Source organism: Dyella sp. PARNA 12/25, from assembly GCF_055702865.1.
On sequence record NZ_JBVQCI010000009.1, the window covers coordinates 17,384 to 41,822 of the forward strand.

A 24,439-nucleotide genomic window follows, 5' to 3' on the forward strand; every position below is an offset into this window, starting at 1 on the left:
GATCCCGCGCGCGGTGTTGCCCAAGATGGCAAACAGGAACGGATTGTTCGCGGAAAGCGAGCAGTGAGTGAAGAGGAGTGAGAAGTGAGAGAAACCTCGCTCTTCCCTCACTTCTCACGCCTCTCCCCTCACTCCTGCTCTCAATGCACCCAATGCCCGCTGCGGTGACGCGGCGGCGAGACATCCTTTTCGTTGTCTTCGGTTGACTTCACGGCCGCTTCGATCTCCGCTTCGGAAACGGGGTGCTCGTGCCAGTACTGGTTCACGGCGCCGAGCACGGTGGGCACCTGGGCCAGGCACTCGTCGTATTCCTCTTCGCTGAGCTTTTCGAACTCGGCGTCGGCGTTGAGGATGCCTTCGTCCACGGCCAGCGCCATCACCGGACCCAGCAGCTCCATCAAGCCAGGATCGTCAGCGAGACGCTTTTCCCACAGTCCTGCGCGCAGGTCGATGCCACGGCTGAAACCCTCGCACCAGCCGGCGGCAGAAAGCACCGGGCCGGCCTCGGTGTCCACTTCGCCCAGAATCGGCTCGTAGGCGTCGACATCGAGTTCGGCGCTGATGGAGTCGTTGAGCTTGGCGAGCAAGGCCAGCACACGATTGCCTTCGGTTTCGTCGGTGAAGGGCTCGTGCAATACCTCCGGCAGCCATTCTTCCGGCAGCACCTGCGTCGGCCCTACCGTCAGTGCGGAGAGCAGACCGTGCACACCATCGAGCAGCAGGTCGCCCTCGCCCACATGGGCGCGCAGGTATTGGTCCAGTTCATCGAGTTCGTTGTCGCCAAGCGAGCTGGGCCATTCGGTCTTCGGTGTATTCATCTGCAGCCTGTTTGCGGTGTTGCTTACTTCTTAGATATCCAGATCCACGGTTACCGGCGTGTGATCGGAAGGGCGTTCCCAGGTCCTGGGCGTGCGGTCGATGGCCGCCGCCTTGGCAGCGGATTTCAACGCGTCGCCGATCAGGATCAGGTCGATACGCAAGCCCATGTTGCGCCGGAACGCACCCTGGCGATAGTCCCACCAGCTGTAGTGTTCACCCGCCGATTCGAACAGTCGGAAGCTGTCGTGCAGGCCCAGATCGGTGATGCGCTTGAGCGCTTCGCGCTCGGGTGGCGAGCAGAGAATGTCCTCGCCCCAGGTCGCCGGGTCGTACACGTCGCGCTCGTCGGGCGCGATGTTGAAATCGCCCAGTACGACCAGGTTGGGATGTCGCTCGATCTCGCGTGCAAGGAACTCGCGCATCTTGGCCAGCCAGTCCAGTTTGTAGGCGTATTTTTCATCGCCCACCGCCTTGCCGTTGACCACATACAGGTCCACCACGCGCACGCCGCCGACGGTGGCGGCAAGAATGCGTCGCTGCGGGTCATCGAGGTTGGGAATGTCGGTGACGACGTCCTCAAATTCCGGGTGCTTGTCGGCTCGCGCCAGCAGTGCGACGCCGTTATAGGTCTTCTGGCCGGAGAACACGGCGCGATACCCAGCGGCCGCCAGTTCATCAACCGGAAACTTGGCGTCCTCCAGCTTGGTTTCCTGCAACGCGACGATGTCGGGCTGCGCGTCGGCCAGCCACTGGGTGAGGTGCGGTATGCGCACCTTGAGCGAGTTCACGTTCCATGAGGCGATTTTCATGGGGACATTGTAAGCGAAGGTGGCGACCACACCGCCGCCCGTATCCGGGCGGCGGCGATGGTCAGGCGAGGCCGTGACTTCTGAGCAGGGCTTCGGGCTCGGGTGCGCGGCCACGGAACGCGATGAAGCTTTCGAGCGCCGGGCGGCTCGCGCCCACCGAGAGGATCTCCTTGCGGAAGCGATCGCCGGTGGGTCGATCGATCACGCCGTGCTCTTCGAACTCGCCGAAGGCATCGGCGCTGAGCAATTCGGCCCACAGATAGCTGTAGTAACCGGCGGCGTAGCCGCCCGCGAAGATGTGCGAGAACGCGTGCGGGAAACGCTGCCATGCCGGCGGATGCAGCACAGCCACGTCGTGGCGTACTTCTTCCAGCACTTCCATGGTACGTGCGCCATTGGCCGGGTCGTATTCCAGGTGGAGCAGGAAGTCGAACATAGCGAACTCCAGCTGACGCACAAGGAACAAGCCGGCATGGAAGTGACGCGCCGCCAGCATGCGCTGGAAGAGTTCATCCGGCAGACGCTCGCCGGTTTCGTAGTGGCGGGCGAACAGATCAAGCGCCTCGCGATTCCAGCCGAAGTTCTCCATGAACTGGCTGGGCAGTTCCACGGCATCCCACTCCACGCCGTCGATACCGCCAATGGAAGGCAATGCGATGTCAGTCAGCAGGTGATGCAATCCGTGGCCAAATTCGTGGAAGAGGGTGAGCACATCATCGTGCGTGAGCAACGCGGGGCGGCCCTCGGTGGGTGGTGCAAAATTGCAGGTGAGGAATGCCACCGGCAACTGCTCGTTGCCGACATCGTTGAAACGCGCACGGCACACATCCATCCATGCACCACCACGCTTGCCGGTGCGCGCATAGAGATCCACGTAGGCACCCGCGAACACGCGGCCATCGGCGTCGCGCACGTCGTAATAGCGGACATCGGGATGCCACGTATCGACACCTTCGCGCACGCTCAGCGCAATGCCATAAAGGCGCTGGGTAAGACCGAACAAGCCGTCGATCACCGCCGGTAGCGGGAAGTAAGGCTTGAGCTGTTCTTCGTCGAGGTCGTATTCGCGCTGGCGCAGTTTTTCCGACGCGTAGGCGACGTCCCAGGACTCCAGGTTGTCGAGCTTCAGCTCTTGCGTTGCGAATTCGCGCAGTCGGTTGAGTTCATCGCGAGCCACCGGCTTGGCGCGGGAGGCGAGGTCGTGCAGGAACTCCATCACCTGGGTGGGCGAGCCGGCCATCTTGGTGGCCAGTGATTCCTCGGCGGCGTTATTGAAGTCCAGCAGTTTGGCCGCTTCGTAACGCAAGGCCATGATGCGTTCGATGCGTTCGCTGTTGTCGAACTTGCCAGCCTGCGGGCCTTGGTCGGAGGCGCGCGTCTGGTAAGCCCAGTAGACGCGCTCTCGCAGGCCGCGGTTGTCCGCATAGGTCAGCACCGCCTGGACGCTAGGCTGCTTGAGCGTGACAAGGTAGCCGTCGAGGTTCTGCTCCTTGGCGTACTGGCGCAGTACGGCACGGCCGGATTCGGGCACGCCGGCGAGATCGCGTTCGTCGGTGATGTGTTCGTGCCATGCATCGGTGGCATCGAGGACCGCGTTGGAGAATTCTGTGGAGAGTCGGCTCAGTTCCACGCCGATTTCGCGATAACGCGACCGCGCCGGTTCCTCCAGCGCCACGCCGGAAAGGCGGAAGTCACGCAGCGCGTGTTCCACCAGCGCTCGCTCGGGACGCGGCAGGCCAGCAAAAGCAGGCGCGTCGGCCAGCGCCTGCACAGCTTGATAGAGCGCGCGATTCTGGCCAACTTCGATAGCGTGGTCGGTAAGCTTCTCTTCCGACGGGCCGTAAACCTTGCGCAACGCTTCGCTGTCGGCCACGGAATGGAGATGGCTTACCGGCGCCCAGGCGCGCGCGAGGCGCTGCTCCAGGCGTTCCTGCGTGAGCATCACGCTGGCGAAGTCGCGCGGCGCGCCGGGCGCCGTCAGCGCATCGATGCCGGCGCGGTAGTCGGCGAGGATGGTGTCGATGGCGGGCGTAACGTGCTCGGGGCGGATCTGCGAAAACGCCGGCAGAGCGTCGTCGGCCAGCAGCGGATTGTTGTGTTCCATGAAATCTCCTTGGATCACCCGCGTAGGCCGGGGCGGGCCGGCGGGTTGCCCGTCAGCGTGGCGACCCGCCCCGGTTAAATCAAGCCGGCGTATCGTGTGGATGTACGCCTGCGCTCACGATTTGTCATATCTGCCGCCGTACCATCTCGCGCCATGCCCAAGTCCGATTTTTCCGCCCTGCTGCGTCGAAGCGACGTGTTCGGGCATTTGGGGGACGAGGCGCTCGCCGCGCTGCTCCCCGAACTTCAATGGTTTTCCCTGCCTGGTGGACGCACGCTGTTCCACCAGGGCGACGTTGCCGATGCGCTTTACCTGGTGGTAAGCGGCAGCCTGGGCGTATTTGCCGGGCCAACCGAATGGGTGCGCCTGGTGGCCGCGGGCGACAGCGTTGGCGAGATCGGGCTGATCACCGGCGAAAGCCGCCAGCACACGGCGCGGGCGCTGCGTGACAGCGAGCTGCTGCGTCTGGACATTGCCGCGTACGAAGCGCTTACCCAACGTTATCCACAGGCGATGCTGGGGGTCGCCCGGGTCGCCATCGCCCGCCTGCAGGAGCGCATGCGCGGCGACGAAAGCCCCGGTATCGCCCGCACGTTCGCGCTGCTCCCTGCCACGCAGGAGGTGCCGGCGCGTTCGCTGGCCATGCAATTGGCCATCGAGCTGGAACACTGGGGCAGTTGCATCGTGATTGATGCCGAGCACGGCGCAGGCAAGGGCAGCGACTGGTTTGCCGAGCGCGAGGCGCAAGCGCGCTTTGTGATCTATCTGGATAGCACCGGTGACAGTCTTTGGCGACAGCGCTGCCTGCGGCAGGCGGATGTGCTCCTGTTGCCGACGCTGGCGGCGCAGAAGGAACGGCCGTGGCCAGAAACGACGCCAATGCATCCGTCGCGAGCAGGGCACCGGCCGCGTCATCTGATCTTGCTGCATCCGGGGCGCCAGCCTGCTCTCGGTGCGGCGCAGCGCTGGCGATCGCAGTTCAGCGGCGAACTGCAACATCACCACGTCGGGGGGCGGGCGGATATCGCGCGGCTGGCACGCGTGATCAGCGGTCATGCGCGGGGGCTGGTGCTGGCGGGCGGTGGCGCACGCGGCATCGCGCATCTGGGCGCCTTGCGCGCGCTGCGGGAAGCCGGGCACACCTTCGATGCCGTGGGTGGCACCAGCATCGGCGCAATCATTGGCGCGGCCGTGGCGGCGGGTTGGGAGCTGGACACGATGGTGCAGACCTTCCATCGCGCCTTCGTTGAAGGACGCCCGTTATCGGACTGGACACTACCCATTGTCGCGCTCACCCGTGGGCGACGCGCGGCGCTGATGCTGCGGCGCGCATTCGGGGCACTGGATATCGAGGATCTCTCCCTGCCGTTCTTTTGCGTGTCCACGTGTCTGTCCGGCGAAGGCATGGTGGTGCATCGGGAGGGCCCGCTTTGGCTGTGGCTGCGCGCGTCCAGCGCCATTCCCGGTGTGCTGCCACCGGTGCTGCACCACGGCCGTGTCTATGTCGACGGTGCGCTGGTCGACAACCTGCCCACCGACGTGATGGCAAATGACGGCTTGGCACACATCACCGCCATCGACATCCGCGCAGAGATTTCCCTGCTCACCACGGCTGAAGAATTCGCGACACCGCCGTGGTGGCAGCTGCTGCTCAGGCGCCAGAACATCCAGCGGCCGGGACTGGTGTCCACTCTGGTACGTGCGGCGATGGTCAACAGCGAAGGACCGAGCGAAAACCGCCGGGAACGCGCCGACCTGCTGCTGACGCCGCCGCTCGAACACATCGGCATGCTGGACTGGAAAGACTGGGCGCGCGCGATGGAGGCGGGGTATCTCTACACCAAAGAAGTGTTGGAGAAGCATGGCTCCTTGTAGGAACGCACTTGTGCGCGACCGCAGAGCTTCGTCGTTACCGCATGGCTGGGGTCTCGCGCATTCAATGACCTTTCAACCCTGCCGGCCCGGTCGCGCGCAAGCGCGCTCCTACAGAAGAGCGAGCACGGGGTACCATAGGCGGATGGATCCCATACGCAAATACAAAGGCATCTGGCCCACGCTGCATCAGCGCGTCTACGTCGACCCGGCGTCCACGGTCATTGGTGCCGTTGAGCTGTTCGACGATGTATCGATCTGGCCGGGCGCGGTGCTGCGCGGTGACGTGAACTTCATCCGCGTCGGCGCGCGCACCAATGTGCAGGACGGCGCGGTGATTCACGTGACCCATGACGGCCCGTATACACCCGGCGGCATGCCCACCATCATTGGAGAAGGCGTCACCATCGGCCATGGTGCTGTGATTCACGCCTGCACCATCGAGGATTACTGCCTGATCGGCATGCATGCCACGGTGCTCGACGGCGCGGTGGTGAAGAAATATGGCTTCGTGGGCGCGGGCAGCGTGATTCCCCCGGGCAAGGTGGTAGGTGAGCGCGAGCTGTGGCTCGGCAACCCCGCGAAAATGGTGCGTGTGCTCAGCGATCAGCAGATCGAGCAACTGCGCTACTCCGCGGACAACTACGTGCGCCTCAAAGACGACTATCTCGCCGCGCGATGACCGCACCGCGGCGTGTCTTGTTCCTGTGCAGTCGACATCGGCTGCGTAGCCCCACCGCATCCGCGGTGTTTGCAGCATGGTCCGATCTCGAGGTGGATTCTGCAGGCCTGGCTGATGATGCGGAGACGCCGCTATCCGCCGACCAAGTCGCGTGGGCTGACCTCATCGTGGTGATGGAGACATCCCATCGGCGACGCCTGAAGGCGCGTTACGGCACCTTGCTACGGGGCAAGCGCGTGGTCTGTCTGGATATTCCCGACCGCTACGACTTCATGCAGCCCGAGCTGGTCGAGCTGCTGCTTAGGAAGGCTGGACCGTTGCTGCGGTGAGTCGCATGGACCGCCAGCGTGCAGCGCTGACCGTCAATACATGCCGCCGCCCGCTGCCGCCTGCTGCGCCTGGATGACCGCTGCGCGCGCTTCGTCCTGATGAACCTGGATCTGGCGCTGGGCATCCAGCTTGCCGCCGAGCAGCGAGAGGATGTAGTTGGTTTTGTCGTACTCGCGCAGCAGTGACAGCTCGCGCTGAGCTTCGTCCAGATTGTTGTCGTTGATGGAGCGCTCAACGTCCGACGATGCAACAGGGAACGACTCGTGCAGCTGGTCCAGCGCGACCTTGTTCTCGGGGTCCAGCTGCAACACGCTGAGGTAGAACTCGTACGCATTGCTGCCTGCGGGCGCCACCAGGCGTTTTTCGGTCACCGCCGTCTTGGCGAGGTCGAGCAGGATGGTGACGCCACTGTCGTCCTTTCCGGCATCCGTGCCAGCGGCTGTCAAACCGCCCGCACCGGCGCCATGCAACCAATAGGCACCACCCGCGAGGGCGGCGACCAGGATGATGGAAACCGCAACGAGCACACCTCGGCGAGGCGCAAGGGAAGCGAAACGAGACATGGCACCGCTGCATTGGTGTGACCGCACGCAGGGCTGGCTGTCCTCAGCCGCCCCGACGGTTTTGTCACATTAGCGTTACATGATGTCAGCGATGTGACTTGCGGTGGACTTACCTGGTGAATAGACGTCCATTCCTTCGCAAGAAATCACCGTCACGGACGCCTCATGGCCGCAGTCGAGCCAGGCCTGTCAACCGAAGCGACCGCCGGTGATGTGCCCGTCTTTATCCAGCTCCGGGAAGTAGCGGCTGTTGTTCGTGCGAAATTCCATCGTGGTGATGGTGCCCGGCATGACCAGCTGCACATCGGGGTAGGTCGCCCGGAACTGATCGGGCGTGGGATGTGTGGCCATGAAGGCATCGAAGGTCTTCATGTCGGTAACGTAGCCGTGCACGGGCGTGGGCGCGGCAGCGCGGGTCAGGTCCTGGCAGCCGCCCAGCGCAATGACCATGGCCAGGACAACGAGAGCGAACAGGCGATACATGGCGTTCCTCCGTGATGAACGCCATGCATTATGCAGCGTGCCGCCTGATCAGAGGCGGAACTCGATGCGCTGACGCATCTGCTGCGCCACCGGCTTGCCGTCTTGCATGCCCGGCGCGAACTGCCAGCGCGCCACGGCGCTGAGCGCCGCACGGTCGAACACAAACTTCGGATCGGCGTCGGCGACATTGGGCGCACTGACCGTGCCATCCGGCAATACGGTGAAGGTCACGTCCACCCACCCTTGGCGCCGGGTGCGCTTGGCGTCCGGCGGATAAGACGGTTCCACACGGTGGATAAGCGTGGGCGTTGCCGCGCCACTGGCATCGGCGGTTGTGGGCGCGGGGGCGGGCGCACGCGGGCGCACCGCGGCCCTCGGCGCCGCCTCGATGGGTGTCGATTCAACAGGCAGCTGTGCGAGTGCCTGTTGGGCGGGCGTCAACGCGGCGGTGGGCTTGGCGGCGGACGGGGGCGGCGTCGACGGCGGCGTGGCCGCAGCCACCGGAGTCACTGGCACGGAAGCGGGCGCGGGAGCTGAGGTGGGTGTGGGCGCGGCGACCGCCACATGATTGCCGGATGATGCAGCCTGCTGCTCGCGTTTGGTCGTCTGCTGGGCGGCAGCACGCTGATCTTCCAGCTTGGCTTGCAGCATGATCAGCGTGTAGTTTTTGGGATCCGCGCGGGTCAGCAGCTCAATCTCGCGCTGCGCCTCATCGTCATCGCCAGCGTCGATGGACTGTTCGGCCGCGTGGGCAGCAAACGGGAAGATCTCGCGCAATGCATCCTGCGCCACCTGATTGCCTGGCTCGCGCTTGAGCACGGCGAGATAGAACTCGAAGGCATTGTTGCCTGCCGGCGCCAACAAGCGCTTGTCGGCCATCGCTTGACGGGCGTGTTGCAGCAGTTCGGCCGTGCCGACGCCTTCGCGCAACACGGTACCGGTGGCGGCAACGGTGCTGTTGGCGGGTGCAACGGCATCATCGCGACCGATCACCTTCCAGTAAATCACTGCAGCGCCCGCCACCATCAAGGTGGCGACGATCAGCAGACCATAACGGGCAACACCCTGGGAACGACGACGCGACGAAACGGGGGACATGGCGACACACACGGCGATGGGAACCGGCGCAACAGCGCGCGGCGGGGCGCGCAAGCTTAGAGGACCCATGTTGCGGAGATGTTGCCCAAGGTCACGCGCGGCGTGATGAAACGCCGCGCGCCAAGGCAATACCTGCCTTTAGTGCCCGGGCAACAGGCTGCTGTCCGGCGAGCCGTCGGGGTGGGCAAACCATGACACGCGGTTGTTGCCGCCCGGGCATCCCTTGCCGCTCGAATAGCTGGCGAGGGTGCCACCTTGCGTGGTCAGCGCGCTGCGGTAGCAACCGCCGAGCGTGTCGTGGAAGGCAAACTTCTGTGCGCTCTGCTGCCCACTGTGGCTGCTCAGGTTACCGCTGGCGTCAAACACCAGCGTATCGGCGCTGTCGACGCTGTTATCGACATCGGCACCATACAAAGTCATGCCGAACAGGCGGTTATCAGCATGCTGGCGATAACCCTGGTGCACCGTCGTGGCCACGCTGGTGCTGCCATCGCTCGCCAGTTGCTGGTTGTAGTCAAGCGTCAGCGGATAACTAAAGTGCTGGCGGCGCTCCACCGTAAGCAGGTTGCCCAGGCGACTTTCGCTCACACCTTCGGCCCAGGTGTGTTGCCAGGTTTGCTGGCGATAGGTGCTGGCGTTGATGGTGAATCCCTGCACGTCGTCGAAACCCACGGTTTGCCTGACGATGCTGGTCACACGGCCATGCGAGGTCATCGCATAGCCTTCGATGACGAAATGGCGTTCGAGCTTCGTGCTGACATCGCCGGACAGATCGCCGTTGCTCGCTGACACCAGGGTACTGGTTACGCTGGGTGTGGCCGGCTGGTTTGCCAGCGTATTGCGGGTGATCTGCCCGGTGACCTGCTTCGCATGCGCATCGCGGTACACCAGCAAGGCCGCTGTCGCAGCGAAGTATTGGTTCGCACCGGCTACCTGTACGGCCACTTCATGGGGATTGCCGTCACTAAGCTGGCCCGCGAAGGGTGTAAGGTCGACGCGGTACGGCATGAAGTTCAAGGTCTGCACACCGGGTGTGGGGCGCCACAAGTAAGGGTCGATGCCGCCCGTGTAGATCCATGGATACACCGGCGCTACGCCCGCCGGTTGACCATCGATGCTGATTTCCGCCTCGCGGAAGTTGCCGCCGCCGCACTCGTTGGTTTCGGTCGCATACGCATTGGGCACGCAGGTGTACCAGAACTCATCATTGCTCTGACTCTGCGTGAACACGTCAAGGTAGGCGCGCTCGACGTTCTGCGGCAACGTGAGTGTCCGTGCAAGCTTGTCGGTGGGCGTATTCAATGCCGTGGTGCTGCCCACCGGGTCGCTGCCCAGCGGATAGACCGCATCGGGAACGTCCGCCGCCCGAGCCTGCGCGGTAGCGGGATAGAAAAGCAGGCGGGCACTGCCATGAATGACGCCGGTGCAAGTGCTGTTCACCAGATTGCCGATGACCGCCTGCCCCTGTCCGGCCTCAAGGAACAACGCGGTGTAATCGGTCAGATCACGCTCGACATGCCATGCCGGCGATACGGTGTGGGATGGTTCCGCGGTGGTGCCGAAGTACAGATTGACCCCGCCAAGCCACAAGGTGGCGGTGCGATCGTACTGGCGACCCGCGGTGACCGAGAAGTCCGCCTCAAGCACCACCTTGGCCCACGCGCCCGTGCAAGCCGTCGGCGGTGCGTAGCTATAGGGCCGGGGGCTGAAGTCGTCGAAGGCCACGTCGGTGAACAAGGCCACCACGCAGGGCTGGCCTGGTGGGCGTGGCACGCCGGGGTCGGCCGTTACGACGTTGGGGGAGCCGATGGTCGGATCAGCATGGGCTTGCAGGCCAAACCCACCTGCCAGAGCAGCCAGCAACGCGCCCATCGCCAGGCGATGGCGGACGAAACCTTCAAGCACCATGACGCTTTCTCCCCGCAATGTGCCCCCTGCGGCGCAGCACGCTAGCACGGTAGTGCAACATCTGGACGTCTATACGTCTTTGCGATAGCGCAGTGCCGCTATTTGTGAAGTGCCACGTGAAGGTGACTTCACATGAGCAAGGATCACACCAGGAAGAGGCTGACCGCATGGCCTTAGGTGACCATCAAACGCAAGAACGTGGACCCTGCGGTGCGCGGGCCATGAACGCATCGTCAACCCTTGGTGGCGCCCTGCACACGCGTTCTTAAGGTCGCTGTGCACGATGGATTGACGGGCGCTATGCCTTAATCGACAGACGGAAGTCTGAGCCGCCTGCAAAAGGGTAGTCGGGTTGCGCAGCTGCCATGCTGCTTTTTCTGCGGGCCGAACGCTGGTGATGGCATCGGCGTTCCCAGGGAGTACGTGGGTGGTTTGAAACTCCTTGCCTGGGGGGCATAGCTATGTGCCCATGGTTGATGGTTGCAGGTACGACTTCGCTGGCCATTTTGGCGTGGTCAGGGTCAGTGCTTGCTGCCGAAGGCGCAGAGGGTCCTTCCTCGATGGGGCCACCGATATCACCGTATACTGGCGCTGCGCCACTTCAGTGGCACTCCAGTGCGGCCTTTGACGTCAATGCACGGGGACAAACCGCGCAGAACGCCGATACCGCGTCCACGGTCGCTGCCTTCAATACCACATCGATGTCCCCCCATCTCAGCAGCTTCCAGTCATGGGGGCCGGCACTGGGCGGGTGGAGCTTCGGTTCGCTGGTGACGACCCCGGAGGGTGCCCCATCCACGCCGGCGGATGTCGCGGCAACGTCGTGGACGGCTCATCAACAGGTGGGTGACGTCGGTGGCGGCGACGTCACCTTTGCCCCCATCGTCGCCAGCTATCGCCTCAGCCAGACCTCCCGCCTGGCCTTCTCCATGGGCGTTTCGGTGCCAACGGTAAGTCTGCGCAGCGGTCGCTATGTCTACAACGGCGCCAACGTCTGGGGCATTACGCCGAAGGTGGCCTATACCAAAGTGCTTTCTTCGCCCGACGTCGAGTCGTCGACCATCGTCGCCGTGGGTACGTTCTCACGCAAATCGGTTGAGAATTATCAGAACGGCGCCGTTGGGCGCATCGAAGCGGTCGTCATGGAGCGAAACCCAAATGGATGGGGTTTCGGCGGCGTAGCGGCGGCGATCCAACAGGTGTACACGAACCCCACTGCCATGCCAGGAAGGTCACCGACCTACAACAACATGGGTGGTCTGGCCTTGGGTGTGGGCCCGCAGGTGAGCTGGAGCACCAAATGGATGGGCAGCAGTGTCGACCTGCAATATCGGTGGATCTACGAGTTCAGTGCACCCAACGGGCACGCCGATCAACCGATGCTGTTGTCGGCGACGCTGCATCTTTGAGCGATCAGGCGGGCCACCGCAGGCGGTGATGGAGGCAGCGTTCACCACACGAGTGGTTGAGGGCTGCCTCGCTATATCACTCCATCAGCTGTAGTGCTTGCGCAACTCAATGTAGACCGGCTCGGTGTCGGGCCGCTTGCCGTGCCACAGCTCAAAGGCGTCCGCCGCCGTTTCCACCAGCATGCCGAGGCCGTCGAAGGCGTAGCGGGCACCCGCAGTGCGCGCCCAGGCCAGGAAGCTCATGGCGGCCTTGCCGTACGAAAGGTCGTAGCAGAGTGCACGGTTGCCGACGATTGCGAAGGGCAGATCCAGCGACTTACCGAGCACACCCGCCGAGGTGGCGTTGACGATAAGGTCGAACGCACCCAGATCGGCGAGGTCTTCCCAGTAACGCGTGTGTGCGCGTGCCGGGTCGCCAATGGCGTCAGCCAGCGCGTCCGCCGATTCCGGGGTACGGTTGACGATGGTCAGCGTTTCCACCCCGGCATCGAGCAGGGCCCAGGCAGCGCCATGCGCTGCGCCACCCGCACCGAGCAGCAGGGCGGTGTGGCCGCGCAGATCCACGCTGTGACGCTCGGTGATGTCCCGCACCATGCCGTCGCCGTCGGTGTTGTGCGCGGCGATGCGGCCACCCGGCAAGGCGGTAAGCACATTGGCACTGCCGGCCCGGCGCGCAGCTGGCGTGCTTTCATCGGCCAGTGCAAAAGCGCTGGCCTTGTGCGGCAGCGTCACGTTGGCGCCACGCCCGCCCGCCGCAAAGAACTCGCGCACGGCCGCTACGAACTCCGACGGCGCAGCGTCGATGGTGCTGTATTCCAGCTCCAGCCCGAATTGTCGGGCAAAGGCGTGGTGGATCTGCGGCGAGAGTGAATGGCTGATGGGGTGGCCAAACACCGCGAACGTTCCTGCACTCATGCGCACTCCTGTGGGTTTCTCAATCGCGAAAGACGGGTCTCGGGCCCGCCGCTCCGCCCATTTTAGCCTTCGCGGGCGAGGCGTGGCGCGCCATCGCAGGTTTTGAGATCGGCCCGCGGCAGGCTGTGCCCATCGAGATCAACGGACTTTCCCGATGCGCCAGAACACCCGTATCACCCATCACGAACGCCTGCTCGGCGCCGCCTTGCTGTGGCTACTTGCCGGCGCGGCGCTGCTCATGACCACGCTGGTACCCGCACACACGGATACGCTCGGCTGGACACCGGCCTTCTGGCTGCTGGGCGCGCCACTGGTGATGCTGCTGGCACTTGAACCGGCGCTGCCGCGCCAACTGCTTGGCCTGCTGGTACGCCCGCGTCGCCGCAGCGCTGCACGACTCATCTGGAACTGAAGAATTCACTTGGCAGTGGATGCCGCGGCAGGAACGCCGTGGCGTGGGGCTCTGAGCGATGGCCTGGGACGGCTGGGCACCTCGCTGGAGCGGCGCGATGGATCGCGCCCGCGTGACGGCAGTTCAGGGACGAGCTGCCGGAATCACCCCACTGTCCCGCTTGTTGGCCTGTTTAGCTCGTTTGTAGGAGCGCACTTGTGCGCGACATGTGCCTTTCAGGGTTATTGAAACAGCGGATTTTTGCGTTGCAAATTCGCATCGACCAGCGATGAGGTAGCGATGACACGCTGCGGTCGCGCACAAGTGCGCTCCTACAGAGGTAGCGATGTCAGTTGGTGGTGCCGAGGCGCTTGCGCTCCATGCGCCGCAGGAACTCTTGCATGATGCGGCGATAGAGCTCTTCGCCGAGATGTTCGTCTTCCACGCCGTGGTCGATGGAAGGGTTGTCGTTCACCTCGATCATCACCGGCCTGTCGCCGACGCGCTTGATGTCGACACCGTAAAGACCATCGCCCACAGCCTGCGTGGCCTTGAGCGCGAGCTTCACTACGTCAGCCGGTGCTTTCTCGATAGGCAGCGTTTCCGAATCACCGGTTTTCGATGCTCCTTTCGCGCCGTGGTTGTAGATCTGCCAGTGGCCACGCGACATGAAGTATTTGCAGGCATACAGGGGCTCGTTGTTGAGCACGCCAATGCGCCAGTCGAACTCGGTGAAGACGAATTCCTGCGCCAGCAACAGCGCGCTGTGCTGGAACAGTTCCGCCGTGGCCTTGGCCAGCGCCGCCTCATCCTCCACCTTCACCACGCCGCGCGAGAACGAGCCGTCGGGAATCTTCAGCACCAGCGGGTAACCGAGCTTCTCGGAAAGCTCCCTCAGTCCCTTCGCGTCGTCGCGATAGAGGATCTCGGTGCGCGGCACCGCCAGCTTGCGCGACACCATCAGGTCGTTGAGGAAGATCTTGTTGGTGCAACGCAGGATTGAGGTGGGGTCGTCCATCACCACCATGCCTTCCTTCTCGGCGCGATGGGCGAAACGATAGGTATGGTTGTCGCTGGCGGTGGTTTCGCGGATGAACAGGCCGTCGTACTCGGCCAGCCGCTGGTAATCATTCTTGCCGATGGAATCGACTTCGATGCCCAGTTCCTTGCCTGCCGCGATGAACAGCTTCTGCGCCTTCTTGTTCGACGGCGGCATCGCTTCGTTGGGATCGACCAACATGGCGATGTCATAACGGAACTGCTTGCGCGCCTTGGGCTTGCGCCACAGCTTTCTGCTGAAGCGGTCGAGCTCTTCGGCGAAGGCGTCTTCCTGCGCGTCGTCCAGCGTGTGCAGGCCGACCGGTTTGATGGCGCTGATCTGCCACACGCGGTCGCGCTCGAACTCGATGCGCAGCAGTGGGCAGGGAAACATTTCAAAGACCTGACGCGCCAGATCCTGCAGCGCCGGATGGGCGGTCTGCCCGAAGTAGACCAGGATGCCAAAGTCGGTGGTGTCGCGACCCCCAGCCGGCAGGAAGTGCGTGAGCTTGGCGCTGAGATCTTCGATCTCCAGGCCGTATAGCGAGCGGCGGCGTAGGTCGTTCACCGTGCGCACCGAGGGCATCACGCGATGGCCACGCGCTTCGCCCAGCAGGGACACGTAGTAGCCGGTACCCAGGTACTTGTAGCTGCGGCAGAGATTGATGACGTGGGTGCGCTCGTCGTCGACGCCGACCGGTTCGCGCAGGTAGTCCATCGCCGTAACCACGTCCGCGGACGGGTAGTAGACACTCCAGTCGGAGGCCTTCTCGACAACAAGGACGAGACGAGTCATGACACCTCTGTCAGATGAAACCGAGGAGTGTCGTCACGCGGGGAACGGGGCGGCACAGCGCAAAGCGCGCAGTGTGGCACAGGCGCGGCGCGGCACAAGCGGCTGCACTGAAGGTGGGCTAAACGCGACGAAAGTCATCGTTGTCCCCAGGGGGCATGACGACTAAAGTGCGCCGCTTGTTTCACTGCACGCCAGCGGGACCGCCCCTGATGACCCCCATGCCCGCGACCGCCGCCGTGCGCGTGCGCCGTGCCGAACTCTCGGACCTGGACGACCTGGTTGCTCTCGAAGAGAGCAGCTTCGCCACCGACCGCCTGAGCCGGGCGCAATACCGGCGCCATCTGGACAGCGAAACGGCGCAAGTGCTGGTGGCCAGCGCCAATCACCGACGCTTTCTGGGCACGGCCGTGCTGTTTTTTCGCAAAGGCACGCAGGTGTCGCGGCTGTATTCGATTGCCACCAAGGCCGAAGCGCGCGGCAAAGGCGTGGGCTCGGCCTTGCTGGAAGCGGCCGAACAGGCCAGCCGGCGTCGCCGTTGCAAGGCGCTGCGCCTGGAAGTGCGTGCCGACAATGACGAGGCCATCCGGCTATACGAACGGCTGGGCTATAAGCGCATCGGTGCGTACAAGCGTTACTACGGTGACGGTGCCGATGCGTGGCGCTATGAGAAGGCCCTGGCTTAAGCCGATCTCCTTCAGCGATGAAAGCCCCCGCGAGAACTAGGCCTTCATGGCGTCGATGAGTGCCCTGAGGCCCGCGGACTGGTGTTTTCGACTGGGAAAGTAGAGGAAGAGACTCTCGTCGGCGCCGCACCAGTCCTCCAGGCAGTAGCGCAGTCGCCCATCGGCCACATAAGGGGCCGCACGGTCCCGCCAGACGTAGGCAAGCCCGATTCCCCGCGCTGCTGCGTCCACCATCAACTCCTGGCTATCAAGGGTGAGCGGTCCATCCGCCTCTACCTGAATGGCTTCGCCTTGCCTGGAGAACTCCCAGTGGAGAAGCGCGCCACTCGGGAATGCGTAGCGAATGCAGTCGTGGGCATGCAGATCCTGCGGTGTGGTGGGGGCCGGTTTTCTTTCGAAGTAGTCAGGCGAGCCCACGACGGTGAAGCGGAACGTCGGCTTGATCCGCACAGCGATCATGTCCTGCGACAAGCGCTCGCCAAATCGGATGCCTGCATCGAACCCGCCTTCGACAATATCGACCAGAGAATCTGTAGCGACGACTTCCAGTTTCAAACCCGGGTTATGGGCGAGCAGGGCTGGCATCACGTCGCCGAGCACATAAAGGGCGAGTGAGCTGGGAACGTTCAATCGAATCGTTCCGAACGGCGTGGCGCGGTAGGCGTTTAATGCATCCACCGCCGCGCGCATGTCCGCGAAAGCGGGCTCGAGGCGGGCGAAAAGCAGTTCGCCCGCCTCGGTCAGCGCAACGCTGCGCGTGGTGCGATGAAAAAGGCGCACCCCGACCCGCGATTCAAAATGGCGGATGGCATGACTGATCGCCGATGCGGACGTGCCCCGCTCGGTGGCGGCCTGGCGGAAGCTGAGGTGCCTGGCAACGGCCGCGAACACAGCGAGCTCGTTCAACTCAGTGTTTTCCATTAGTGAATTCCAGTCACCACCGTATGCGAGATTGCTTACTTTATCGCATGAGTCGCGGTCACCAGAATGACGCCCAAGCTCAGGTGCCGGATCGAAGCCGGTACCTCCACTGGTCGTTAACCGATTGATTCTGGAGACAACTATGAACGCACATGACGTAAGCAAGACGCTTGCCGGGAAGGTCGCGATGGTCACCGGAGCCAGCTCCGGTATTGGCCGCGCCACCGCCCTCGAGCTGGCCCGCCGCGGCGCCAAGGTGATCGTGAGCGCCCGCCGCGCGACGGAGATCGAAGCCCTGGCCGACGAGATCAGGCGCGAGGGCAACGAAGCCACGGCGGTGGTGGCCGACATCAACGTTGAGCAAGACGTCATCGACCTGGTGGCCAACACCGTCCAGACCTATGGCCGCATCGACGTGGCCTTCAACAACGCCGGTACGGAAGGTGAGTTCACGCCCTTCGTCGAGCAGTCCAACGACGCTTACGATGTCACCTTCAATGCGAATGTCCGCGGCGTGTTCTGGTCGATGAAGCACGAGGCCAAGGCCATGCTGGCCCAGGGCAGTGGCGTCATCATCAACAACGCGTCGATGGGTGGTGTCATCGGCTTCGCCAACGCCGCCCTGTATATCGCCAGCAAGCATGCCGTGCTAGGCCTGACCAAGACGGCGTCGATCGAGCTGTTCAAGCAAGGCATACGCGTTAATGCCGTAAATCCCGGCATCATTGACACGCCCTTCCAGGATCGCGTTTGGCCGAGTGCGGAAGCGAAGAATGCCTTTGCCGCGTCGACCGTGCCCGGCCGCGCCGGCTCCGCAGAGGAAGTGGCCCAGGTCGTGGCGTTTCTTGCCTCGGATGACGCCTCGTTTGTCTCGGGCCACGGCCTGCTGGTCGACGGCGGTTACTCGATCGCCTGACGACCTGGCGAAGCCAAGAGCATCAGAACGGCTGCGCGATCTTTTGCTGGGTTGCTTCATCCGGCCGCGCCACCAATGCTCCGGTGCGCATCAGGCTCACCGTGTAATGCCCCTGGTCGACCAGGGGCAGGTACACGCCACTGCCAAACAGCACATCCACATCGGGCACCCAACGCGGAAACTGCTTGTGCAGATCGAGCAGATCAAACTGCCCGGCTTCGCGGAAATCGATCACCGTACGCATGGCGTGCTCTTCATCCGCCGGGTCGTCGTAACGGCCCGACAAGCGGTCGAGCCGATACAGCGGCGGCATCATCGGCAGTTTCCACTTCAACACCACCGCCTCGACGCGCCACGCGTCGCCAGCCAGCGACACCTGTCGCACGGTGCCATCCGGCCAATGCAGGATCAGGGCCCAGCGCTGCGGAGAAAGAATGCGCGCGTCGATCTCCACCACCGGCGTTTCTTCCGTGAGCATCCGGTAACCGCGCAGGGCAAGGCCACCACCGGCAAGCACCAGGGCGAGCGCGAAGGCCAACAGCACCAACGGCGCGCGCAACGCCGCCGCTAGCCGCTGCCCCTGGTGCAGGCGCTGGCGCAAGGCCACCAGCTGAACCAAGGTAACCAACATGGCGATCGCTGCCAGAATCAGCAGGATCGTCGAGGGCAGGCGCAACAGCGCGGTCCAATCCATTTTCGCTTGTTCTTACTTCCGTACCGCACAGCTGCGGCGACAACTGCATCATAACGGCTGATGGATAGAGCCTGTTACCGCTAACAGGCCCTGCGCACAAGCAGTTGGCTCGCCACGTTTTTGAGGCTTCCCTATACTGCGTCCGTTCCAGCCGGAAACCTCACATCATGCGTCGATCACTTCTGCTGCTTCCGCTGTGCTCTGTTCTCGCCTTGCTCGCCGGTTGCGGCAACAAGGGGCCGCTGTACATGGCGAAGGCCACGCCCGCACCCGCCGCCGCGCCAGTTCAGACGGCGCCCACCGTCTCGCCGACGGCAGTACGTGGCCATGTGACGGACATGAAGGCATTTGATGCTTTTATCGCCAACCACCCGACCCCGGACCAGTTCCGCGCCAACTATCCGGACGTACTGCTGGTGCTGCCGGGTACGGTGGCCACCCGCGAGTTCCGCAACGATAACAGCCGTTATTTCGCCGAACTGGATGCCAACGGCCGGATTACCGGCGGCAAGTTCATGTGATGAAGCTGGCCTTCACCAAGATGCACGGCATCGGCAACGACTTCGTGATGGTCGATTGCCGCCAGCGCGCGTTTCCGCTCAATGAAGCGCAGATTCGCGATATCGCTGATCGCCATACCGGCGTCGGCTTTGATCAGCTGATCAGCATCGAGCCGCCGCGCGATCCTTCGTGTGCGTTCTATTACGGCATCTGGAATGCCGACGGCTCGCCGTCTGGCCAATGCGGCAACGGCGTGCGATGCGTGGCCGCCTGGCTGCATCGCGCCGGCGAGCTGGCCATTGGCGACACAGTTCGGCTGGAAAGCCCCTCTGGCCCGGTGACCGTGCGCCTCTCGGCGCCGCTTGAGGTCACCGTGGATATGGGTGTCCCTGTGTTCGAACCCCAGCGCATTCCTTTGCGCTCCGACGTGGAGGCTGACCGCTACGCCATCGAGGTCGGCGGTGAGGTGCTGGAGATCGGCTCGGTGTCGATGGGCAATCCGCACGCGGTGGTGCTGGTGCCGGATGTGCAGTCACCGTCGCTGTACCGGCTCGGCCCTTTGCTGACCTCGCATGAGCGCTTTCCAGATAGCGCCAATACTGGCTTCGTGCAGAAGGTCGACCGTGGCCAGCTGCGCTTGCGCGTGCACGAGCGCGGCAGCGGCTGGACGCTGGCCTGCGGCACTGGCGCCTGCGCGGCGATGGCGGTCATGCACCGCTGGGGCGAGGTGGACGACCGCGTGCGGGTCACCCTGCCGGGCGGCACATTGACCATCGACTGGGCGGGGCCGGGCCACACCCTATGGATGACCGGGCCCACGGCTTTCGCATTTGAAGGTGAATGGTTGGGCTCAGCGCATTGAAACGCGGCACCCGGGCATCGCACACTCGTGCCCGCGACGCATTGACTCTGCCGAGGTAAGCCACGCATGTCCGACCCCGCACTCGCCGACACCCTCCATGCCAGCGACGTGGCAGCCTACCTGCGCCGTCACCCGGAGTTCCTCAGCGACTATCCCGACCTTGCCGCGCAGCTCACCCTGCCGCGTGAACAGGGCCCGGTCGCCTCGCTGGCCGTCTACCAACTGCAAAGCCTGCGCGAAAAAAACGCCGAGCTGGAGCGCCAGCTCGCGAGCCTGACGGCCATTGCCGCCGACAATGAGCGGCTGATGCAACGCGTGCACGAGCTCAACCTGGCCGTGCTGCGAGCCAGTACGCCTGCCGTGGCGGCACGTAGTGTGGTGGCTCGCCTCTCCGAAGATTTCCAGACCGATCAGGTGCGCCTGATGTTGTTCGGCCCTATGGGCCTGCCGCCCGCCGACTGGCTGGTGCATGTGCCGGGTGGCCGCACGGCGGTGCCCGAGTTCGCCGAATTTCTGGCCCACCACGAACCGGTGGCCGGCCGCTTGTCGGCGGAGCGGCTGTACCGGCTGTTCGGCGACCATGCGCCGGAAATCCGCTCCACGGCGATCATGCCGCTGGGCGAGTTCGGCATCCTCGCCATCGGCAGCGGCGATGCGGATCACTTCCAGCCTGGCATGGGCACGGTGTTCCTGAAGATGATCGCCGCCACCGTGACCGCCGCGCTGCGCCGCTCGCAGGAAGGGATGTAAAGCGCTCGCCATGTCGTCTCCGTTGCAAGCACAGGTGGACGCCTGGCTCACGCGCCTGACCAGTGAGCGCCAGGCATCGACGCACACGGTGGACGGCTACCGTCGCGACCTGGCCAAGCTGCTGCGCTGGATGGAGGCGCAAGGCATCAACAGCTTCGATGCCCTCGAACCCAATCGCATGCGCAGTTTCGTGGCCGCCGAGCATCGTGGCGGCCTGTCGCCCAAGAGCCTGCAGCGGCTGCTCTCGTCATGCCGCAGCCTGTTCCGCCAGCTGACTCGCGAAGGCTCGATCACCCACGATCCATTGGCCGGCGTGCGTGGCCCCAAAGTGCATCGCAAGCTGCCACAAGTGCTCGATGTGGACGAAGCCACCTCGCTGGTGGAAGCACAGGGCGAGGGAGCCTTGAATCTGCGCGATCGCGCGATGCTGGAACTGTTCTATTCCTCCGGCCTGCGCCTGTCGGAACTCTGCGGCCTGCGCTGGCTGGATCTGGATCTGCAGGCGGGTGAGGTGCGCGTGCTGGGCAAGGGCAGCAAGACACGCATCGTGCCGGTCGGCCGTCATGCCATCACGGCGTTGCGCGCACTGGGTGAAGCCGAAGGCATGACTCCTGAGCAGCCGGTGTTCAAGGGGCGCGGTGGCGCGCCGATCAACCCACGCACCGTGCAGCTGCGCATGAAGACGCTGGCGCTGCAACAAGGCCTGCCCAAGCGCGTGCATCCACATTTGCTGCGCCACACCTTTGCCAGCCACATGCTGGAATCATCCGGCGATCTGCGCGCAGTGCAGGAGTTGCTGGGCCACGCCGATATCGCCACCACGCAGATCTACACGCACCTGGATTTCCAACACCTGGCGCGCGTGTACGACGCCGCGCATCCGCGAGCGAAGCGCAAGCCCTGACGTTGGGCTCTGCCCAGGCGTGGTGTCTGGTCGCAGGATTTCTTGTGGTGGCATGGAACCGACGCAACCCTTCGTGCCACTCGTGGGAGCGCACCCTGTGCGCGACAGGCCCCCAGACGAAGCGCTATCAACATGACCCCGTCGCGCACAGGGTGCGCTCCCACAGGTGGTGACCTGATGGGCCTCACGGCTTGGATTCCGCCCACACGGCCCCACCTCTGGCGAATTCACTCTTTGCGGAGCCCCCCATGGAATCCTTTCACGCCACCACCATCGTCTCGGTGCGCCGTCATGGGCGCGTCGTGATCGGCGGCGACGGCCAGGTCACCCTCGGCAACACGGTGATGAAGGCCAACGCCCGCAAGATCCGTCGTTTGGGCAAGGGCGACGTGCTGGCGGGCTTCGCCGGCGCCACCGCCGACGCTTTCACCCTGTTCGAGCTGTTCGAGCAGAAGCTGGACAAGCATGGCGGCAACCTCACCCGCGCCGCCGTGGAGCTGGCCAAGGAATGGCGTACCGATCGCCGCCTGGGCCGCCTGGAAGCCATGCTCGCCGTGGCCGACAAGGAGGCTTCGTTGCTGATCTCCGGTAACGGCGACGTACTGGAGCCCGAGCATGGCCTGATCGCCATCGGTTCGGGCGGCCCGTATGCGCAGTCTGCTGCGTTGGCCTTGATGGAAAACACCGATCTGGATTCGCGCGCCATTGTCGAGCGAGCGCTGAAGATCGCCGGTGACATCTGCATCTATACCAACCACAACACCACCATCGAGGAGCTGTAAGCGCACAGCGCGACAGCTTCACGGCTGCATGCCGGCACACGCCGGACTAACGGCCAAAACCTATCTCTCCGGTGACCCCATGTCCGAACTGACCCCCCGCGAAATCGTCAACGAACTCGACCGCTTCATCATCGGCCAGCATGACGCCAAGCGTGCCGTGGCGATTGCGCTGCGCAACCGTTGGCGCCGCATGCAGCTGGAGCCGACGCTGCGCGATGAAGTGACACCCAAGAACATCCTGATGATCGGCCCTACCGGCGTGGGCAAGACCGAGATCGCCCGCCGCCTTGCCACCTTGGCCAACGCACCGTTCGTGAAGGTGGAAGCCACCAAGTTCACTGAGGTGGGCTATGTGGGCAAAGATGTCGAGTCCATCGTGCGCGACCTGGCCGACGTGGCTTACAAGCTTGTCCGCGACCAGGCCATGAAGCGCGTGCGCACCCAGGCAGAAGATCGCGCCGAGGACCGTATCCTCGATGCGTTGCTGCCGCGCCGCCAGACACCTACCGACTGGACCCACGACACGGCGTCCAACCCTGAGCAGAGCGATACCCGCCAGAAGCTGCGCAAGCAGCTGCGCGAAGGTGCGCTGGACGATCGCGAGATCGAGCTCGACTTCGCCATGAATGTCGGCGTGGAAATCATGTCGCCGCCGGGCATGGAGGAGATGGGCCAGCAGCTGCGCCAGATGTTCCAGAACATTGGTGGCGCCAAGACCCAGCAACGCAAGCTCGCCATCAAGGCGGCTCGCCCACTGCTGATCGACGAAGAAGCGGCCAAGCTGCTCAACGAAGAAGAAGTGCGCGCGCAGGCCATGCAGGCCGCCGAGCAGAACGGCATCGTCTTCATCGACGAGATCGATAAGATCGCCCAACGCTCGGAATGGGGTGGTGCGGGTGTGAGCCGCGAAGGTGTGCAGCGTGACCTGCTGCCGCTGGTGGAGGGCTCGACCGTGTCCACCAAGTACGGCCCCATGAAGACCGACCACATGCTGTTCATCGCGTCGGGTGCGTTCTCCCTGGCCAAGCCGTCGGACCTGATTCCGGAGCTGCAGGGCCGCCTGCCGATCCGCGTGGAGCTGTCGGCCCTGTCGGTCGACGACTTCAAGCGCATCCTGCGCGAGCCGCATAACGCCTTGACCAAACAGTACGTTGCGCTGCTCGGCACCGAGGGCGTCACGGTCAACTTCACCGAGGACGGCATTGACCGCCTGGCGGAGGTGGCTTTCCAGGTGAACGAACGGACCGAGAACATCGGCGCCCGCCGCCTGCACACGGTCATGGAGCGGCTGCTGGAGAAGATCTCCTACGAAGCTGCTGACAAGTCCGGCGAAAATTACATGATTAACGCCGATTATGTCGATAAAAACCTCGGAACCCTGGTCAAGGACGAGGATCTGAGCCGTTACATCCTGTAAACAAGGGGTCAGCCCCAGGCTGTTAAAATTCACCCATGGGAAATGTGATTGAACTGAAGACCACCGGCCAGCGGGCCCAGCTGCGTGAAGCGCAGCAGCAGCATCAGCTGATCCGGTTGTGGCGCGGCGAACTCGAACACGGCAGCTTCTGTGGCTACGTGGGCGGTGTGGGCCGAGAATTCTTTCTGCTGTGGGTCGTGGGTGACGGCATCACCTACGACGGCATGTATGTGATGCGCCACCGCGATGTCTCCGAACTGGAGGCACCGGACAAACACGCGCCCTTCATGGAGAAGGCGCTGGTGCTCAAGCACCTGATGCCGCGCCCCCCGCGGGGCTTTCCGCTGGATGACATTCGCAGCGTGATCCAGGCGGCTGCCGCACAGGCGCCGGTGATCGGCGTACACGTGGACAGTGAGGACGAGGCGGAGGTTTGTTACATCGGCCGTCTGATCAGTGTCGAAGAGGATGGCTTCAACATGCAGGAGATTTCGCCAGACGCGGAGTGGTTGCGTGAGGCGTCGTTCTTCTCGTGGGATGAGGTGTCTACCGTCAGCATCGAGGACGGCTATGCGACGTCTCTGCTGGCTGTGGCGGGTACGCCGCCTCCGCTTGAGCAGGGGGACTCGGGTGTGGGACACGCACACTGACGCTTTTGGATTGCTCCTAAAGAAAAGGCCGCCTCAAGGGCGGCCTTTTCTTTCGAGCTCATTGTAGGAGCGCACTTGTGCGCGACCGCGGAAACCCGCCGTTACCTCTCCGTTTGGCAGTCGCGCACAAGTGCGCTCCTAC

The 24,439-nt window shown here is 63.8% G+C and carries 25 protein-coding genes; 14 read left to right on the forward strand and 11 right to left on the reverse strand.

All coding sequences use genetic code 11. The annotated features are described in order from the left end of the window. Nucleotides 1-140: 140 nt before the first annotated feature. From AC0GUR_RS16310 to AC0GUR_RS16320, 3 genes are all read right to left on the reverse strand, one after another. Complete coding sequence (locus tag AC0GUR_RS16310; protein WP_472878558.1) at nucleotides 141-818, reverse strand: YecA/YgfB family protein; 678 nt, start codon at nucleotides 816-818, stop codon at nucleotides 141-143. A gap of 30 nt (nucleotides 819-848) precedes the next feature. Next, entirely contained in the window at nucleotides 849-1,628 is a 780-nt protein-coding gene (gene xth / locus AC0GUR_RS16315; protein ID WP_472878559.1) for an exodeoxyribonuclease III, read from the reverse strand. Between the two features lie 61 nt (nucleotides 1,629-1,689). Continuing rightward, the gene (locus AC0GUR_RS16320; RefSeq protein WP_472878560.1) at nucleotides 1,690-3,732 is read right to left on the reverse strand and encodes a M3 family metallopeptidase; all 2,043 of its coding nucleotides are present in this window, start codon (nucleotides 3,730-3,732) and stop codon (nucleotides 1,690-1,692) included. A gap of 153 nt (nucleotides 3,733-3,885) precedes the next feature. Here AC0GUR_RS16320 and AC0GUR_RS16325 point away from each other — a divergent pair, with 153 nt between their 5' ends. The 3 genes from AC0GUR_RS16325 (at nucleotide 3,886) to AC0GUR_RS16335 (ending at nucleotide 6,615) form a co-directional block, all read left to right on the forward strand. Further along, nucleotides 3,886-5,607, forward strand: a complete 1,722-nt coding sequence (locus AC0GUR_RS16325) for a patatin-like phospholipase family protein (protein ID WP_472878561.1) — start codon at nucleotides 3,886-3,888, stop codon at nucleotides 5,605-5,607. 142 nt (nucleotides 5,608-5,749) lie between these two features. Beyond that, nucleotides 5,750-6,286: a gamma carbonic anhydrase family protein gene (locus AC0GUR_RS16330; RefSeq protein ID WP_472878562.1), complete on the forward strand. Its 537-nt coding sequence runs from the start codon at nucleotides 5,750-5,752 to the stop codon at nucleotides 6,284-6,286. Continuing rightward, a complete protein-coding gene (locus tag AC0GUR_RS16335; protein ID WP_472878563.1) occupies nucleotides 6,283-6,615 on the forward strand; it encodes a low molecular weight protein tyrosine phosphatase family protein in 333 nt (110 codons plus the stop codon). The genes AC0GUR_RS16330 and AC0GUR_RS16335 overlap by 4 nt, the downstream gene beginning before the upstream one ends. Before the next feature lie 33 nt (nucleotides 6,616-6,648). Here AC0GUR_RS16335 and AC0GUR_RS16340 read toward each other — a convergent pair whose 3' ends face one another. The 4 genes from AC0GUR_RS16340 to AC0GUR_RS16355 form a co-directional block, all read right to left on the reverse strand. Further along, nucleotides 6,649-7,179, reverse strand: coding sequence for a hypothetical protein (locus AC0GUR_RS16340; RefSeq protein ID WP_472878564.1), 531 nt, complete (start codon nucleotides 7,177-7,179; stop codon nucleotides 6,649-6,651). 189 nt (nucleotides 7,180-7,368) lie between these two features. After that, a complete protein-coding gene (locus AC0GUR_RS16345) occupies nucleotides 7,369-7,662 on the reverse strand; it encodes a hypothetical protein (protein ID WP_472878565.1) in 294 nt (97 codons plus the stop codon). A gap of 48 nt (nucleotides 7,663-7,710) precedes the next feature. Beyond that, nucleotides 7,711-8,760, reverse strand: a complete 1,050-nt coding sequence (locus AC0GUR_RS16350) for an energy transducer TonB (RefSeq protein ID WP_472878566.1) — start codon at nucleotides 8,758-8,760, stop codon at nucleotides 7,711-7,713. A gap of 138 nt (nucleotides 8,761-8,898) precedes the next feature. Continuing rightward, on the reverse strand, nucleotides 8,899-10,668 hold the full coding sequence (locus AC0GUR_RS16355) for a peptide-N4-asparagine amidase (protein ID WP_472878567.1): 1,770 nt from the start codon (nucleotides 10,666-10,668) through the stop codon (nucleotides 8,899-8,901). 560 nt (nucleotides 10,669-11,228) lie between these two features. Here AC0GUR_RS16355 and AC0GUR_RS16360 point away from each other — a divergent pair. Further along, entirely contained in the window at nucleotides 11,229-12,077 is an 849-nt protein-coding gene (locus tag AC0GUR_RS16360) for a transporter (RefSeq protein WP_472878568.1), read from the forward strand. Between the two features lie 84 nt (nucleotides 12,078-12,161). On the opposite strand, the gene aroE is transcribed toward AC0GUR_RS16360, so the two are convergent. Continuing rightward, the gene (gene aroE / locus AC0GUR_RS16365) at nucleotides 12,162-12,992 is read right to left on the reverse strand and encodes a shikimate dehydrogenase (protein ID WP_472878569.1); all 831 of its coding nucleotides are present in this window, start codon (nucleotides 12,990-12,992) and stop codon (nucleotides 12,162-12,164) included. Between the two features lie 154 nt (nucleotides 12,993-13,146). Between aroE and AC0GUR_RS16370 the strand changes: the two genes are divergently transcribed. Then, on the forward strand, nucleotides 13,147-13,404 hold the full coding sequence (locus tag AC0GUR_RS16370) for a hypothetical protein (protein WP_472878570.1): 258 nt from the start codon (nucleotides 13,147-13,149) through the stop codon (nucleotides 13,402-13,404). Nucleotides 13,405-13,732: 328 nt separating this feature from the next. Here the strand turns inward: AC0GUR_RS16370 and AC0GUR_RS16375 are convergent, their stop codons facing one another. Beyond that, on the reverse strand, nucleotides 13,733-15,217 hold the full coding sequence (locus AC0GUR_RS16375) for a RimK family protein (RefSeq protein WP_472878571.1): 1,485 nt from the start codon (nucleotides 15,215-15,217) through the stop codon (nucleotides 13,733-13,735). Nucleotides 15,218-15,426: 209 nt separating this feature from the next. Here AC0GUR_RS16375 and AC0GUR_RS16380 point away from each other — a divergent pair, with 209 nt between their 5' ends. Beyond that, nucleotides 15,427-15,900 (forward strand): GNAT family N-acetyltransferase, encoded by a 474-nt coding sequence (locus AC0GUR_RS16380; RefSeq protein ID WP_472878572.1) that lies wholly within the window; start codon nucleotides 15,427-15,429, stop codon nucleotides 15,898-15,900. A gap of 36 nt (nucleotides 15,901-15,936) precedes the next feature. Here AC0GUR_RS16380 and AC0GUR_RS16385 read toward each other — a convergent pair whose 3' ends face one another. Further along, entirely contained in the window at nucleotides 15,937-16,821 is an 885-nt protein-coding gene (locus tag AC0GUR_RS16385; RefSeq protein ID WP_472878573.1) for a LysR family transcriptional regulator, read from the reverse strand. Between the two features lie 142 nt (nucleotides 16,822-16,963). Here AC0GUR_RS16385 and AC0GUR_RS16390 point away from each other — a divergent pair, with 142 nt between their 5' ends. After that, nucleotides 16,964-17,737 carry an SDR family NAD(P)-dependent oxidoreductase gene (locus AC0GUR_RS16390; RefSeq protein WP_472878574.1) on the forward strand — a complete coding sequence of 258 codons (774 nt, stop codon included), beginning with the start codon at nucleotides 16,964-16,966 and terminating at the stop codon, nucleotides 17,735-17,737. 22 nt (nucleotides 17,738-17,759) lie between these two features. On the opposite strand, the gene AC0GUR_RS16395 is transcribed toward AC0GUR_RS16390, so the two are convergent. Beyond that, entirely contained in the window at nucleotides 17,760-18,431 is a 672-nt protein-coding gene (locus AC0GUR_RS16395; RefSeq protein WP_472878575.1) for a hypothetical protein, read from the reverse strand. A 167-nt stretch (nucleotides 18,432-18,598) separates the two neighbouring features. Between AC0GUR_RS16395 and lptM the strand changes: the two genes are divergently transcribed. From lptM to AC0GUR_RS16430, 7 genes are all read left to right on the forward strand, one after another. Continuing rightward, nucleotides 18,599-18,952 carry an LPS translocon maturation chaperone LptM gene (lptM, locus tag AC0GUR_RS16400; RefSeq protein ID WP_472878576.1) on the forward strand — a complete coding sequence of 118 codons (354 nt, stop codon included), beginning with the start codon at nucleotides 18,599-18,601 and terminating at the stop codon, nucleotides 18,950-18,952. Continuing rightward, on the forward strand, nucleotides 18,952-19,794 hold the full coding sequence (gene dapF, locus AC0GUR_RS16405; protein ID WP_472878577.1) for a diaminopimelate epimerase: 843 nt from the start codon (nucleotides 18,952-18,954) through the stop codon (nucleotides 19,792-19,794). The genes lptM and dapF overlap by 1 nt, the downstream gene beginning before the upstream one ends. A 66-nt stretch (nucleotides 19,795-19,860) precedes the next feature. Further along, on the forward strand, nucleotides 19,861-20,544 hold the full coding sequence (locus AC0GUR_RS16410) for a DUF484 family protein (RefSeq protein WP_472878578.1): 684 nt from the start codon (nucleotides 19,861-19,863) through the stop codon (nucleotides 20,542-20,544). Between the two features lie 10 nt (nucleotides 20,545-20,554). Next, a complete protein-coding gene (gene xerC / locus AC0GUR_RS16415; RefSeq protein ID WP_472878579.1) occupies nucleotides 20,555-21,448 on the forward strand; it encodes a tyrosine recombinase XerC in 894 nt (297 codons plus the stop codon). A 248-nt stretch (nucleotides 21,449-21,696) separates the two neighbouring features. Continuing rightward, nucleotides 21,697-22,230, forward strand: a complete 534-nt coding sequence (hslV, locus tag AC0GUR_RS16420; RefSeq protein WP_472878580.1) for an ATP-dependent protease subunit HslV — start codon at nucleotides 21,697-21,699, stop codon at nucleotides 22,228-22,230. A 79-nt stretch (nucleotides 22,231-22,309) separates the two neighbouring features. Then, entirely contained in the window at nucleotides 22,310-23,647 is a 1,338-nt protein-coding gene (gene hslU, locus AC0GUR_RS16425; protein WP_472878581.1) for an ATP-dependent protease ATPase subunit HslU, read from the forward strand. A gap of 35 nt (nucleotides 23,648-23,682) precedes the next feature. Then, on the forward strand, nucleotides 23,683-24,297 hold the full coding sequence (locus AC0GUR_RS16430) for a hypothetical protein (protein WP_472878582.1): 615 nt from the start codon (nucleotides 23,683-23,685) through the stop codon (nucleotides 24,295-24,297). Nucleotides 24,298-24,439: the final 142 nt, after the last annotated feature.

Bases quoted from the DNA above. Each gene is read 5' to 3' on its own strand.
- AC0GUR_RS16345 (WP_472878565.1), bottom strand. From the start codon at position 7,662: ATGTATCGCCTGTTCGCTCTCGTTGTCCTGGCCATGGTCATTGCGCTG.
- AC0GUR_RS16335 (WP_472878563.1), top strand. From the start codon at position 6,283: ATGACCGCACCGCGGCGTGTCTTGTTCCTGTGCAGTCGACATCGGCTG.
- AC0GUR_RS16395 (WP_472878575.1), bottom strand. From the start codon at position 18,431: ATGGATTGGACCGCGCTGTTGCGCCTGCCCTCGACGATCCTGCTGATT.
- xth (WP_472878559.1), bottom strand. From the start codon at position 1,628: ATGAAAATCGCCTCATGGAACGTGAACTCGCTCAAGGTGCGCATACCG.
- AC0GUR_RS16350 (WP_472878566.1), bottom strand. From the start codon at position 8,760: ATGTCCCCCGTTTCGTCGCGTCGTCGTTCCCAGGGTGTTGCCCGTTAT.
- AC0GUR_RS16320 (WP_472878560.1), bottom strand. From the start codon at position 3,732: ATGGAACACAACAATCCGCTGCTGGCCGACGACGCTCTGCCGGCGTTT.
- AC0GUR_RS16330 (WP_472878562.1), top strand. From the start codon at position 5,750: ATGGATCCCATACGCAAATACAAAGGCATCTGGCCCACGCTGCATCAG.
- lptM (WP_472878576.1), top strand. From the start codon at position 18,599: ATGCGTCGATCACTTCTGCTGCTTCCGCTGTGCTCTGTTCTCGCCTTG.
- AC0GUR_RS16380 (WP_472878572.1), top strand. From the start codon at position 15,427: ATGACCCCCATGCCCGCGACCGCCGCCGTGCGCGTGCGCCGTGCCGAA.
- hslV (WP_472878580.1), top strand. From the start codon at position 21,697: ATGGAATCCTTTCACGCCACCACCATCGTCTCGGTGCGCCGTCATGGG.
- hslU (WP_472878581.1), top strand. From the start codon at position 22,310: ATGTCCGAACTGACCCCCCGCGAAATCGTCAACGAACTCGACCGCTTC.
- AC0GUR_RS16360 (WP_472878568.1), top strand. From the start codon at position 11,229: ATGGGGCCACCGATATCACCGTATACTGGCGCTGCGCCACTTCAGTGG.
- AC0GUR_RS16340 (WP_472878564.1), bottom strand. From the start codon at position 7,179: ATGTCTCGTTTCGCTTCCCTTGCGCCTCGCCGAGGTGTGCTCGTTGCG.
- AC0GUR_RS16310 (WP_472878558.1), bottom strand. From the start codon at position 818: ATGAATACACCGAAGACCGAATGGCCCAGCTCGCTTGGCGACAACGAA.
- AC0GUR_RS16390 (WP_472878574.1), top strand. From the start codon at position 16,964: ATGAACGCACATGACGTAAGCAAGACGCTTGCCGGGAAGGTCGCGATG.
- AC0GUR_RS16410 (WP_472878578.1), top strand. From the start codon at position 19,861: ATGTCCGACCCCGCACTCGCCGACACCCTCCATGCCAGCGACGTGGCA.
- aroE (WP_472878569.1), bottom strand. From the start codon at position 12,992: ATGAGTGCAGGAACGTTCGCGGTGTTTGGCCACCCCATCAGCCATTCA.
- AC0GUR_RS16430 (WP_472878582.1), top strand. From the start codon at position 23,683: ATGGGAAATGTGATTGAACTGAAGACCACCGGCCAGCGGGCCCAGCTG.
- AC0GUR_RS16375 (WP_472878571.1), bottom strand. From the start codon at position 15,217: ATGACTCGTCTCGTCCTTGTTGTCGAGAAGGCCTCCGACTGGAGTGTC.
- xerC (WP_472878579.1), top strand. From the start codon at position 20,555: ATGTCGTCTCCGTTGCAAGCACAGGTGGACGCCTGGCTCACGCGCCTG.
- AC0GUR_RS16370 (WP_472878570.1), top strand. From the start codon at position 13,147: ATGCGCCAGAACACCCGTATCACCCATCACGAACGCCTGCTCGGCGCC.
- AC0GUR_RS16385 (WP_472878573.1), bottom strand. From the start codon at position 16,821: ATGGAAAACACTGAGTTGAACGAGCTCGCTGTGTTCGCGGCCGTTGCC.
- dapF (WP_472878577.1), top strand. From the start codon at position 18,952: ATGAAGCTGGCCTTCACCAAGATGCACGGCATCGGCAACGACTTCGTG.
- AC0GUR_RS16355 (WP_472878567.1), bottom strand. From the start codon at position 10,668: ATGGTGCTTGAAGGTTTCGTCCGCCATCGCCTGGCGATGGGCGCGTTG.
- AC0GUR_RS16325 (WP_472878561.1), top strand. From the start codon at position 3,886: ATGCCCAAGTCCGATTTTTCCGCCCTGCTGCGTCGAAGCGACGTGTTC.